Source organism: uncultured Campylobacter sp. (assembly GCF_937981295.1).
Lineage (GTDB): Bacteria > Campylobacterota > Campylobacteria > Campylobacterales > Campylobacteraceae > Campylobacter_B.
In genome coordinates this window covers 1-11,937 of record NZ_CALJPC010000032.1, presented here as the reverse complement: position 1 = coordinate 11,937, position 11,937 = coordinate 1, and the positions used below count along the sequence as shown (strand labels likewise).

At 47.0% G+C, this 11,937-nt stretch carries 11 protein-coding genes; 6 read left to right on the top strand and 5 right to left on the bottom strand.

The features are described 5' to 3' along the window. Positions 1 to 62 precede the first annotated feature (62 nt). The 4 genes from Q0135_RS02905 to Q0135_RS02890 form a co-directional block, all read right to left on the bottom strand. Positions 63 to 1,322, bottom strand: a complete 1,260-nt coding sequence (locus Q0135_RS02905; protein WP_177387022.1) for a cytochrome bc complex cytochrome b subunit — start codon at positions 1,320 to 1,322, stop codon at positions 63 to 65. 9 nt (positions 1,323 to 1,331) lie between these two features. Next, on the bottom strand, positions 1,332 to 1,838 hold the full coding sequence (petA, locus tag Q0135_RS02900) for a ubiquinol-cytochrome c reductase iron-sulfur subunit (RefSeq protein ID WP_177387024.1): 507 nt from the start codon (positions 1,836 to 1,838) through the stop codon (positions 1,332 to 1,334). A 749-nt stretch (positions 1,839 to 2,587) separates the two neighbouring features. Further along, positions 2,588 to 5,983 (bottom strand): cytochrome c biogenesis protein CcsA, encoded by a 3,396-nt coding sequence (gene ccsA / locus Q0135_RS02895; RefSeq protein ID WP_297988093.1) that lies wholly within the window; start codon positions 5,981 to 5,983, stop codon positions 2,588 to 2,590. 317 nt (positions 5,984 to 6,300) lie between these two features. Then, positions 6,301 to 6,792, bottom strand: coding sequence for a CreA family protein (locus Q0135_RS02890; RefSeq protein WP_297988091.1), 492 nt, complete (start codon positions 6,790 to 6,792; stop codon positions 6,301 to 6,303). Between the two features lie 98 nt (positions 6,793 to 6,890). Here Q0135_RS02890 and Q0135_RS02885 point away from each other — a divergent pair, with 98 nt between their 5' ends. Genes Q0135_RS02885 through Q0135_RS02860 form a run of 6 tightly spaced genes read left to right on the top strand, consistent with a single transcriptional unit; the run spans position 6,891 to position 11,622 of the window. After that, positions 6,891 to 8,261, top strand: a complete 1,371-nt coding sequence (locus tag Q0135_RS02885) for a phosphomannomutase/phosphoglucomutase (protein WP_297988089.1) — start codon at positions 6,891 to 6,893, stop codon at positions 8,259 to 8,261. Beyond that, positions 8,258 to 8,503 carry a CmeU family protein gene (gene cmeU / locus Q0135_RS02880; protein WP_297988087.1) on the top strand — a complete coding sequence of 82 codons (246 nt, stop codon included), beginning with the start codon at positions 8,258 to 8,260 and terminating at the stop codon, positions 8,501 to 8,503. The genes Q0135_RS02885 and cmeU overlap by 4 nt, the downstream gene beginning before the upstream one ends. Beyond that, positions 8,496 to 9,509: an alanine racemase gene (locus Q0135_RS02875; RefSeq protein ID WP_297988086.1), complete on the top strand. Its 1,014-nt coding sequence runs from the start codon at positions 8,496 to 8,498 to the stop codon at positions 9,507 to 9,509. Before cmeU ends, Q0135_RS02875 begins: the two co-directional genes overlap by 8 nt. After that, positions 9,506 to 10,219 carry a LemA family protein gene (locus tag Q0135_RS02870; protein ID WP_297988084.1) on the top strand — a complete coding sequence of 238 codons (714 nt, stop codon included), beginning with the start codon at positions 9,506 to 9,508 and terminating at the stop codon, positions 10,217 to 10,219. Before Q0135_RS02875 ends, Q0135_RS02870 begins: the two co-directional genes overlap by 4 nt. Before the next feature lie 15 nt (positions 10,220 to 10,234). Further along, positions 10,235 to 10,828 (top strand): hypothetical protein, encoded by a 594-nt coding sequence (locus tag Q0135_RS02865; RefSeq protein WP_297988082.1) that lies wholly within the window; start codon positions 10,235 to 10,237, stop codon positions 10,826 to 10,828. Continuing rightward, the gene (locus tag Q0135_RS02860) at positions 10,825 to 11,622 is read left to right on the top strand and encodes a YgcG family protein (RefSeq protein ID WP_297988080.1); all 798 of its coding nucleotides are present in this window, start codon (positions 10,825 to 10,827) and stop codon (positions 11,620 to 11,622) included. Before Q0135_RS02865 ends, Q0135_RS02860 begins: the two co-directional genes overlap by 4 nt. A 37-nt stretch (positions 11,623 to 11,659) precedes the next feature. On the opposite strand, the gene Q0135_RS02855 is transcribed toward Q0135_RS02860, so the two are convergent. Continuing rightward, positions 11,660 to 11,881 carry a hypothetical protein gene (locus tag Q0135_RS02855; protein WP_297988078.1) on the bottom strand — a complete coding sequence of 74 codons (222 nt, stop codon included), beginning with the start codon at positions 11,879 to 11,881 and terminating at the stop codon, positions 11,660 to 11,662. Between the last annotated feature and the right edge of the window lie 56 nt (positions 11,882 to 11,937).

The window sequence follows — 11,937 nt, the reverse complement described above, 5'->3', positions numbered from 1 at the left end:
AAACCAGTATAAAATTCCCACACAAAAAAGCACTAAGATTAGGGTTCTTATCTCTTTCATGGCTAGACCCTCTTTCTTTCTGCAATTGTAATTAGAGGAAGCACTACGACGAGCAATCCGATATAGATGATCGATAAAGCAAAGCCCCAGTATTTATTTTCGATACCAAGCTCCGCGCCGTCTGCAGGAAGCTTGCCAAAAAGGCTAAGCAGGATCATGTCGATTACCAAAACCCAAAACCAAATGAAAAACGCCTTGTTTTTATGCGCGGGTGCTACTACGCTGCTGCGATCAAATAGCGGTATGAAAAACAGCGAAACTCCGGCGAATGCAAATGCGATAAGCCCGATGTCGGCGGCCTTAAGCGGCCCTACGTCGAAGTAAAATCCGCGCAGAATTTCATATTCCCAGAGGAAGTACCATTCCGGATAGATATGCGTCGGGGTTTTGAGGCTGTTTGCCGGCTCGAAATTTATCGGATCCATCGCAAAATCGAAGTGAAAGCCGACCAGATAAAAGAAAAATATCATAAAGATACTGACGTAAAAAAAATCCTTCGCCAAAAAGCCCGGCCAAAACGGAATTACCTTGCTTTCGCTAGTTTTGCCCTGCAGATACTTCTCGCCTTCGAGCTCAAAGTCAATCTCCTCGCCGTCTAGGTTATTTACATGCGGAAATCTAAGCGAATAAAAATGCACCGCCAGCACCGCAACCACCACGAGAGGCAGTAAACAGACGTGAAGCATAAAAAATCGCGTCAGCGTCGGATCGCTTACGGCGTAATCGCCGCGAATCCACTCTACTATCGCGTCGCCAACTACTGGAATTCCACCAAAAAGATTAGTAATAACCATCGCTGCCCAGTAGCTCATCTGCCCCCATGGAAGCATATAGCCGCTAAAAGCCTCGGCCGAAAAGATGATGAAAAGCAGCATTCCGCTTACCCAAATCATCTCTCGTCCTTGCTTATACGAGCGGTAATAAATAGCTACTAAAGTATGAATGTATAGGATCAAAAATACAACCGACGCCGATACTGCGTGGATATGTCGCCATAGCCAGCCGTATTCGACCTCCTTCATAATCGTGAAATTTACGCTATCGAATGCGAGATTTACATCCGGCTTATAATACATCACGAGCATCAGTCCGCTTATGAACAAAACTATAAATAGCGTCATCAAAATAACGCCCATCGCCCAAAGGAAGCTGATATTTTTAGGAATCCAATACTCGCTTACCATCACCTTGAAAAATTTCGTTACGGCGAGTCTTTGGTCAAACCAATCCCAAACTCCCGTAGCTTTTCTTATATGTGCCATCTGCGCCTCCTATGCTTTCTGCTTTAGGGCTTGGTATTCGGGGCCCTCTTCGCCTAAAACGAGTTTCGTTCCGTCGATTTTAAAGGGCGGTATATCCATAGGGCGCGGCGGCGGACCGAATACGTTTACGCCGTTAGCATCGAAAATCCCACCATGACATGCACAGATGAATTGTTGCGTCGATGGCTTGTAGCTAGGAATACAGCCTAAATGGGTGCAAAGGCCGATGCAAAGCGTATATCTAGCATCCCCTACGACGACGTCACGGGCATCGTTTTTAGGCATATCGGCAGTCTTTTTAAGCACGAAAATCGGCTTTTTACGCCACTGTGTTTGATACAGCTCGCCCTCTTTGATCGGACTTAGATCTACCGTAGTGACGCCGGCAGCGCGCACGCTAGGTAACGGATCCCACGATTTCTTCATCCCCACGAGTGCGAAAACGCCACCCACAGCGGCAACCGCGCCGAAAGTAAGCCCGATAAAGCCTCGTCTATCCTGTTTTAGATCAGACATCTTTATCCTTTCAAATTAAGAAATTGACAAGCGTCAATTTTAGCCAAATAAAGATTAAATCAATATGATTATAAGCAGAAATTTAGCTTAATCTTGCAAGCTAAATTATATTTTAAGATAATTTTAATGCCTGGCGAGGCGTTTTCGCAGTTTAAAATTTTATAAATTTTTCCAATTTTATTATATTCTATAACATGGCGCGAAATTTAAAATTTTAAAATTTTGTCACGCAAGAATTGCTGCAACAAAGGCGTGCGAAATTTTAAAATTCGACGCCATAAATAAAATTTCATAAAGTGCGAGATTTTAAATTTTAAATTTAAAGACGAGCATAGAATTTATAAAATCAAATTTTAAAATTTCACTGCTCGGTCATGGCGGCAGTAGGGCAGAATTTTACGCTAGCGCGCTAGCTGAAATTTTAAAATTCTAGAATTCGCCGCGCTTCCGTCGTATGAAAAAATTCCACTAGAAGTAAAATTTAAAACATTAAAATCCCATAGCGGTGCAAATTCCAAATCATTAAAATTTTACGACGTCTTAAAATCTCAAGCATCAAAAATTCTGTCGCGATGCAACATTTTAAAATTTAGCGCAATCGCGAGCCGTAAAATTCTATAAAATTCTGCGGGGTTTTAAAGCCTAGCCAAAATTTAAAGATAAATTCCATAAATCCATAAAGCCTCGGCAAGCTGCGAAATCCGGGCGAAATTTCAAAATTATTATTCTGAAATTTGGGCCCCACCTATCTAAAGTCTAGCCGATTTGCCCGAGCGGAAATACGCCGCGATCGCAAGAGCTATCATCGAAGCGATCATCACGTACGCCCAGCCGGGCACCGGAATGCGCTCGCCGCTAGCGTAGGAGTGCATGCCGCTTAGGTAGAAATTTACGCCAAAATAGGTCATTATGACGCTAAAATACGCAAACATCGAGGCTACCGCGAAGGCGAACTGATTATTGAGCTTAGGCATAAACCTAAAATGCACTACCACCGCGTAGATAAAAATCGTAATGAGCGCCCAGGTCTCCTTCGGATCCCAGCCCCAGTAGCGCCCCCAGCTTTCATTCGCCCACACGCCGCCTAGGAAGTTGCCGACCGTCAGCAAGCAAAGACCTAGGATCATCGACATTTCGTTGATATGCGTGGCTTCTGCGATATTGCGCGCAATCTCGGGGTTTTTCTTATCGAATAAAAACATCACGAGGGTAAAAATTCCAAGCAGCATGCAAAGGCCTAAAAATCCGTAGCTCGCGGTGATTACCGAGACGTGGATCGTAAGCCAGTGCGATTTTAGAACCGGCTGGAGATTAGTGATCTGCGGATCGATGTCGCTAAGATGCGCCACCATCAGCGTGATGCCCGCCATTATTGATGTTAGCGCCAGCGAAATAGCGGATTTGCGCGAGAAAAATATTCCGCTTAGCGACAGCGCCCACGCGATGTAGATGAGCGATTCGTAGGAGTTACTCCACGGCGCGTGCCCCGAAACATAGCCGCGTAGCGCAAGACCTGCGGTGTGCGCGATGAAGGCGATGATATTTACGATATAAACGAGCTTAAATGCGCCGCCTAGGCGAAGAGCGGGCTTCATCATCCGCAAAAAGATAAAGATCAGAAGCAAAAATCCCGAGATAGTGTAGATCGGAAAGAGGCGAGAAAAAATTTTAGCCTTATTAAATAGAATTTCATATTTTATCGCGCTCTCGCTAGGCATTAAATTTGCGCCGTTTTGTGCCTGGTATTTTTTGACGTAGCTTAGCATCTTTTCTGCGCCGCTCCAATCCCCGCTTTCTTGGGCATAGACCACGGACGAAACGAATATCCCCATCATCTTTTTAACTTCAGTTGATTCGTTTTGATCCAGCGCATCGCCTAGATATAGCGGCGAAAGCCACTCGTTATTTTTAGCGTTCTTAACCGGAATAATTCTAAAATAATCCCCCATAAACGCCGAATAAAAGACGTTTACGCGCTCATTTACCTTGATGATCTCTTTATCTAGCACACCGCGATTGCCCAAAGGCTTGCGGTTGATCTCCTCGACCATTTTATCGAGCTTGTAGTAGCTCTCGCCGCCTTTAAATTCAAAAAAATCCATCATACTGGCGTGGCTTTGCTTCTCATCCATACCTAGAATTTTTTTAAGCTCCGGCTCGCTAACCTTGATGATTGGTGCACGCCTCCAGTAGCTTTGATTTAGCATAAAAGAAAGCGCAGCGGCGTTATGATTTAAAATTTCGCCATTTGGCGCCTTGTAGTCGTCGGCGCGATAAATTTTATTTAAAAGCTCCCTAGAAACTGTATCAAAAGGCTCCATTCGCCCATCAAATCCCTGAATTACGAGGCTTGCTAAATCCTCACTAAATTTAGGATCAAATTTCGGCACGGCTAGCTCGCCTCCCATAGCAGAAAAATTATGCGGTGGGACGGAGTCTTGCTCCGCTGCAGATTCTTGTGAAGCGGAGCCCTGCTTGGAATTTTCGGCGGCGGAATTTTGCGCGGAATTTTGCGAAGCGGGATCTTGCACGCTAGCAGGACTTTGCGGCGCTGAATTTTGCAGAATAGAATTTTGAGTCGTGGAGTTTTGTTCGGCGTTTGCTGTGCTAGGATACAATGCAGCCAAGCTCAAAGCCAATGCGCCTACTAATGCTAATGCCGCACCTTTAGTGCCGCGTCGCGATTTTTTGGTGCGTTTTGATATGGAGCTTTCTGCGGAGCTTACGGGCACCGAGCTAGACACGGAATTTTTAGAATTTACATCTTTTTCTCGAGCAAGATGCGTATTTTCGCTGATTAAGCGCGAGAGCTTGAAAAAGCGCGAGCCCCGGTTGAAAAAGTTAAAAAACATCCCCACGCAAAGCAAAAAATAGCCGATGTAAGTTGGAGCTTTGCCGGGGTCTTTATTGACCGAAAGTACGGTGCCACGCTCATCCGTGTCGTATGAGCTTTGGAAAAATCGGTATCCGCCGTAATCGAGCACGTGATTCATAAAAATATCATAATCAAAGCTCGAATTGCCGTCTTTTAGCGTGATTTCGCTTTTATATCCGGAGGGCGAATTGGTGCCTGGATAGCGATCCATCACAAAGTCGCGAAGCGCGATTTTAAAAGGCAGATGAAGCATCTTTGGCGCCAAGGCTACGATGAAATTCTTATCTCCCACCTTGTAGCTAGCGCCATGCGAATCCCTAGGTACGTAGATTTCGCGACTCTGCCCCGCAAAGCTTAGCGTAGCTACTACGCCAGGTTCACCCGGTAAATTTGCAGCGACCGGGACGAATTTCTCGACCGCGGAGCTAAGTAGGCTAACGGGGGCGAAATTTATCCCGTCGAAGCTGTAAAGCAAGAGATTGCCTAGCGGATTATCCTCGTTTTTCTTAAGCGGCGCAGTGCTCATATCAGCCATTTTAGTGGCGTTTATATCAAGACTTGAGTTTAAATAGAATTTGCCGTCTTTGGATTTTATGTAGATAAAATTCTTACTTTTAGGCTCTGCATTAAAAGTGATACTAAGCTCGCCTATATCCATGCTTTCACCCGATTGCAAGGAGACATTTTGGCTGCCAACATTGTTTGAAAACAATAGCTCCACGCGCGCAGGAGCCTGTCCGGTCGGATCTTGCACCCATTTTAGCTCGCCGTGTTCTACGAGCTCTTTAAATTTTAAATTTGCGATCCTGCCCTCTACGTCTAGATTGAGATCGAAGTTCATCCGTCCTGCGCCGTTTAAAAATTTGCTCTCGTCGGCGGATATAAACTCACCGTCGCTGCCTAAAGTAAGGAGCTGAACGATCTCGTCTTTAGTCGTTACGATCGAGCTCTCACTGCCCTCTCTTATATGGATATTGCCCTCAAAGCCGAAATATCTAGTCAAAATCGCTCCAGCAAGCATAAACAAAAAGCTCGCGTGAAAGATTAGCGCAGGCAGCGTGCGAAGTTTAATCATGCGGTAGCGATAGATATTGTAGGTTAAATTTACTCCCAAAAGCACCATCAGCGCGCCAAACCACGCAGTAGAATAAACCATCGCCCAAGCTACTTCCGTGCCGTAAGCGGTCTCTACAAAAGTAGCGATTGCACAGGCTAGCGCCAAAATCAGTAGCATCACTGACGCGCACTCCATACTAAAAAATGTCTTCATTGATTTCCTTTAGATTTACGAGGGTTTTCAAAATCGCGAGATTTTAGCAAAAATTGCTTAATTTTTCATTTTACGACTTACAACCTGCAAGCGCATCGTCCGCTAGCGTAGCGCGAATATGCGTTAAGATGCTTTAATAAAGCGGTAAAATTCTCTTCTTAGGCATTCGCTTAGGAATTTAACGGCGCGGATAAAATTTTATAAAATGCTACGGAATTTGGCGAAATTCTATTAAATTTCATGCGTCATCTCATCGCGTAATTTATAATTTAGAATTCCGCTGCGATAAAATTCTATCTTTGCGGAATTCCTTCTTATTATTTTTTGCCTTGGGCATATGCGAGCTCGCACACGTCGCCCACGGCTTGGTGGCACGGGATCGCCGAGATCGAGTTATTGGGCGAGCCGTCGATCACTTTATCTGAATAAACCAAATAGATTAGCGAGCCCTGCACCGCGTCGTAAAGCCTAACTACGTGGGTCTTTTTGAAAATTAACGAGCTGCGTTTTTCAAAAATATCCTCTTTTTTCAACTCCTCTTTGATGATGATTTTAGGCGCTGTCTGCACGCACGAAACAGAGGCTTCGGAGCGGTCCTCCTCCACGCCGATGATCTCTTTGGCGCCGCCTTTTTTGGCGTAAGAGACGTAGCAGGTCACTCCATCAACCTTAGGATCTTTAACCGCGATAACTTCGATGCGATCGTCTTTGCCAAAAATTCTAAACGAAGTATTTACGCTACCTACGAGCTCGTAATCGCCCGCGCAAGCAAAAGCCGCTAAAATCGCTGCTAGAATAAATTTTTTCATAATCATCCTTTGGAATTTTAGCGGCGATTTTATCATTTATAATATAAATATTAAGCAAGTTTTTATAAAATACCGCGATTTAAATTTAAAGGAATTTTATGATCGAAGATATCTTTAGAGAATACGATATTCGCGGTATCGTGGGCGAGGAGTTAAACGAGCGCAGCGTAAAAGCGATCGGCTTTGCTCTTGGCAAACATATCGCAAATCTCGGGCTTGAGCGCGTTAGCGTGGGATACGACGCCCGTCTTAGCGCGGATGAGCTTTTCGGCTATTTCGTAAGCGGGCTAAATTTCGCCGGGTTGCGGGTTTATAATATCGGCTTGCTACCGACGCCGGTGGGCTATTTTAGCGTATTTACGCATAAATTTAACGCAAACGTAATGATCACCGGCTCGCACAACCCCAAAAATTACAACGGCTTTAAGATAACGATCGGCACGGATAGCTTCTTTGGCGCGGATTTGAAACGTCTGGGCGCGCAGGTGCGAGAGCTGATGAGTTCAAATTTTAAAATTCCAACCGATATAAGCACCCAGAGGTACGACATCTTAAGCGAGTATCTAGCATATTTTGAGAAGGAATTTGCGGCTCTTAAGGGCTTTGCTACGCCCTTTATAATCGACTGCGCAAACGGCGCCGCGGGCGTTACCGCTACTAAAATCATCGAAAGGCTGGATCTAAACGCTAAAGTTTTGTTCCCGCAGCCCGACGGTAATTTCCCAAACCACCACCCAGACCCCAGCGAGGAGAAAAATTTAGCGGATCTTAAAGTCGCGATGAAGCAAGACGGCGTGAGCTTGGGTTTTGGTTTTGACGGGGATGCAGATAGGATCGCCGTGCTTACGCCGCGCCGCAATATAAAAGGCGACGAGCTAGCCTGCCTGCTTGCCCTAAATATGACCCATCCGCGCATCCTAGGCGAGGTTAAATGCTCTCAAGCGATGTATGACACCATCGATAAGATCGGCAAAAGCTTCATGGGCAAGACCGGCCACAGCAATATCAAAAAGGCGATGAAGGAGCTCGGTATTGATCTTGCCGCGGAGGTTAGCGGGCATATTTATTTTAAAGAGCGATATTTCGGCTTTGATGACGGCGTATATGCGATGATGCGCGTGCTTGAGCTCGTAGCTAAAGGATATGATTTAGACGCCGAACTAGACAAGCTACCGCGAGTTTTTAGCACCGACGAGATTAAATTTAATACGAGCGAGGAGGCGAAATTTAAGATCATCGAGGCTCTTAAAGCTCAAATCCACGCAGGTATCGCGGAGCTGCCGCCCATCCGCGATATTATCGAGATCGACGGCATCAGAGTGCGGTTTGATGACGGCTGGGCGCTCGTACGGGCAAGCAACACCACGCCTGTGATCGTAACCCGCTTCGAGGCCAGCAGCCCCGAGTTTCGCGACGAGATGCAGCGCGTATTTTTAGGCAAACTAGAAAATTTAAAGGACCAGAGATGAACGAATCTGAAAAGCAAGAGGTTGAGAAAAATATAAAAGAGCTTTTGGCTGCGAGAGCGGAATTTTTTAAATTCTTAGATGAGCGCGTGCCAAAAATCGAGGATACCGACGTGTTTGATTTCGAGCGCGCAGGCGCGGCTAGCTTGAAAGAAATTTACGCGAAATTCTACGGCTACGATTACGCCGCGCGCAAGCTGCTGCCATATTTATACCGCACTTACGGACTAAATTTCGATGTCTGAGATCATCTTAGATCGCGCCGCTTATGCGCACAATCTAGCGCAAATCGCCGCCAAAGTAGGTGGAGCGGAGCGAGTATTTTTGGTAGCCAAGGATAATTCATACGGCCATGGCTGCAGACTTTGCTGCGAGGAAGCGGCGAAACTAGGCTTCGTACGCGCCGTAACGCGAAGTGCTGCGGAAGCTGCGCAGATCGCGGATCTATTCGGCGAAATTTTAGTGCTTTCGCACATTCCGCGCGGGGACGAGGATGAGCGGTTTTGCTACGCGGTAAATGATCTGAGCTACTTCTCGCGTCTTAAACGAGGGCTTAAAATTTATATCGCTGCAGATACTGCTATGCACAGAAACGGCATCGGTGCGAGCGAGTTAGATGAGGCGCTTAGGCTATGCAAGGCGGGCGGATTTAAGCTTCGTGGCTTTTTCACACACTTTCGCGCAAGCGACGAGCTAAGTGGAGATTTTTTCGCGCAGAGGCAAAATTTTATAGAATTTAAGCGCCTTGCGAGGCAAAAAGCCGCCGCCGCGGGCTTTGAAAATTTAAAATTTCATTCGAGCAACTCCGCAGCTATCGAGCGAAGTGCGGGCTTTGAGGACGAATACGTACGCGTGGGTATGGCGCAGTTCGGCTATCCGCAATTTGACGAGAGCCTAAATTTACGCCCTGTGCTAAAGCTCTATGCCGATCTAATCAGCTCGCGCGTGCTAAAAAAAGGCGAGTGCGTGGGCTACGGCGCGAAATTTGAAGCGCCACGCGATATGAGGATCGGCACATACGATTTAGGCTATGCCGATGGGCTATTTCGCTACGACGGCGAGGGCAAGCTAGCGCTTGCAAGCGGGCAAAAAATGCTCGGAAAAATGTCGATGGATAGCTTCTGCGCAGAATTCAGCGGCGAGCGCATCTGCGTGCTGGACGATGCGCGAGCCTGGGCAAAGCGCTTCGGCACGATCGAATATGAAATTTTAGTCAAATTAAATTCCAACATCCCAAGGAGATTTCAATGAAAGAGCTGCAAGGAGAAAATAACGAGCGTATAGGTTACGACGATAAAGGCTTATCTGCGCGAGGCGAGAGCTTTGGCGGAGAAGAGTATCCGCGCCAAAAAGGAGGGCTTCATATCTTAATCAAAGCCCTAATCGTCTTAGTGATTGCGGCGATTGCGTTTGCAATATTTGCAGTGCCGGTTTATAATAAACTCGTAAGCAAAGATGAAGAAGTTAAGGCCGCGTGGAGCCAGGTGCAAAACCAATATCAGCGTCGCGCCGATTTGATTCCAAATTTCGTAGAAACCGTCAAGGGCTACGCTAGCCATGAAAAAGATACCTTAGAAGGCGTTATAAATGCCCGCGCTAAGGCAACCGCTGTCAATATTAATGCAGAAAGTTTAGCGCAAGATCCGGAGGCGTTTGCGAAATTTAACGGCGCTCAAGGCGAGCTTAGCTCGGCCCTATCGCGCTTGATGCTGGTAGTCGAGCGTTATCCGGATCTTAAGGCAAATCAGAATTTCGCCGACTTGCAAAATCAGCTCGAAGGCACGGAAAACCGTATCGCCGTAGCGCGCAAGGATTACATCGCCTCAGTGCAGGAATACAACAAACTAATTAGAACCTTCCCTACAAATATCATCGCGCGCATCGTAGGACTAGGCGGCGCCAAACCTAGCTTTAGCGCTGATAGCTCAAGCCAAAAAGCCCCTAGCGTCTCGTTTAAATAACGCTAAAGGCGGCAAATGCTAAGCGAGCAGTGCAAGCAAAAAATCCACGAGCTAATCACGAAAGCCGAAGTCGCAAGCGGTGCGCAGATCGTCTGCGTGGTCGCGCGCGAAGCAAGCGAGGACTGTGAAGCCAGCTACGGCGCGGCGGCAGTGACGGCATTTGCGATCGGCATCGTTCTGTGCTTCGTGCCGCAAATAAGCAAAGCTGAGCTACTGCAAATCGTAGCACTTAGCTTCATTGCGATTAAAGCTCTGCTAGCTAAATGCCCCACGCTTTTAACTCTAATCACGCCTAAATCTCGCAGACTTCGGCTCTCGGGCGAGTTTGCGATGCAAAAATTTTACGAGCGCTACGGTAGCGTAAAAGAAGCGATAATGTTTTGCGTATGCGTCCGCGAACGCTGCGCTCATATCATCTGCGGCGCGCGAGCGGCGGAGTTTATCTCTAAGGGCGAGTTTGAACGTATCACGACGGAATTTAACCCCAGCACGCAAGGCCTTGAGCCTGCTGTTTTAAAGGCGATGGACGCGCTGTGCGAGCTAGCTATGCGAGTGCCTAAAGATAGCGAAAATAACGATATAGAAGAGACCTTGGTGGAGCTGCAATGAGAGTGGCTTGGAGATTTGCTTTTGCCATAATGGCGCTATTTGTAATAAGCGTCGCCGTACCTAGCGAGTATCTAGCCCGCCCAAACGGCACCGCTGTAATCGATGAGGCTGGTATTTTACGCCCAGCCGCGAGAGAGAGTCTGAATGAAATTTTAACGACTTTCGATAAAAATTCCACAAACCAGATCATGCTCGTAAGCCTAAAATCGCTCGGTGGCTACTCTATCGAGGAAATCGGCGTAGAGCAGGCGCGCGCTCTTGGTATCGGGCAAAAAGGGCGCGACAACGGCGTACTGCTGCTTGTCGCTCCACACGAGCATAAAGTGCGTATCGAGGTCGGATACGGGCTAGAGGGCGTGCTAACCGATATGCGCGCCAAACGCATCATCAGCAATAAAATTCTGCCCTATTTTAGGCAGGGAGATTACGAAAGTGGCGTCATTAGCGGGATTTCGGCGATCATCGGCACGATCGAAGGCGGCGATATAAAATTTGATCCGCTTAACGCCAACGCGCAGCAGGATCCGAGCAACAAGGACTTTGCGATCTTTATGGTGCTTTTTGCGGTCTTGCTTTTTGCGATACTAAGCCGCCGCGTGACGCGCCACAGTAGAAGCGACGAGGATATAATCTCGAGCGCAGACATCATAAGCAAAATCGCGCGCTCATCGCGCATGAGAGGAGGCTCATCCGGGGATTTTGGCGGATTTAAAGGAAGTGGCGATTTTAACGGAGGCGGCTTCAGTGGGGGCGGCGGAAGTTTCGGCGGAGGCGGTGCTAGCGGGAGCTGGTAGCCACAGAAATTTTATCAAAATTCCAAATCGTAGAATTTTATCTAAATTTTAAAATTTCAGAATTTCTAAATTCGGCTACTGGTATAGAAAAACAGCATGAGCGGCTTGTCGTTGCCTCAATCTTTAGCGTGCGCTCGGAGAGGTCAAACTTGGAGGCGAGCGAGGTGCCGTCGCTGCTTAGATGGTGCTTCCATCCGTCGCAGCCTGCGAGCAGCAGCGCGAGTACGGCGGCAGCAACTTTTAAATTTAAAAATTTCATAATCTAAAATCCGTCCTTAAGTCTACTTTTAAAACTGCTAAATTCGTTTTTAAATT

Bases quoted from the DNA above. Each gene is read 5' to 3' on its own strand.
- ccsA (WP_297988093.1), bottom strand. From the start codon at position 5,983: ATGAAGACATTTTTTAGTATGGAGTGCGCGTCAGTGATGCTACTGATT.
- Q0135_RS02865 (WP_297988082.1), top strand. From the start codon at position 10,235: ATGCTAAGCGAGCAGTGCAAGCAAAAAATCCACGAGCTAATCACGAAA.
- Q0135_RS02885 (WP_297988089.1), top strand. From the start codon at position 6,891: ATGATCGAAGATATCTTTAGAGAATACGATATTCGCGGTATCGTGGGC.
- Q0135_RS02875 (WP_297988086.1), top strand. From the start codon at position 8,496: ATGTCTGAGATCATCTTAGATCGCGCCGCTTATGCGCACAATCTAGCG.
- petA (WP_177387024.1), bottom strand. From the start codon at position 1,838: ATGTCTGATCTAAAACAGGATAGACGAGGCTTTATCGGGCTTACTTTC.
- Q0135_RS02870 (WP_297988084.1), top strand. From the start codon at position 9,506: ATGAAAGAGCTGCAAGGAGAAAATAACGAGCGTATAGGTTACGACGAT.
- Q0135_RS02855 (WP_297988078.1), bottom strand. From the start codon at position 11,881: ATGAAATTTTTAAATTTAAAAGTTGCTGCCGCCGTACTCGCGCTGCTG.
- cmeU (WP_297988087.1), top strand. From the start codon at position 8,258: ATGAACGAATCTGAAAAGCAAGAGGTTGAGAAAAATATAAAAGAGCTT.
- Q0135_RS02890 (WP_297988091.1), bottom strand. From the start codon at position 6,792: ATGAAAAAATTTATTCTAGCAGCGATTTTAGCGGCTTTTGCTTGCGCG.
- Q0135_RS02860 (WP_297988080.1), top strand. From the start codon at position 10,825: ATGAGAGTGGCTTGGAGATTTGCTTTTGCCATAATGGCGCTATTTGTA.
- Q0135_RS02905 (WP_177387022.1), bottom strand. From the start codon at position 1,322: ATGGCACATATAAGAAAAGCTACGGGAGTTTGGGATTGGTTTGACCAA.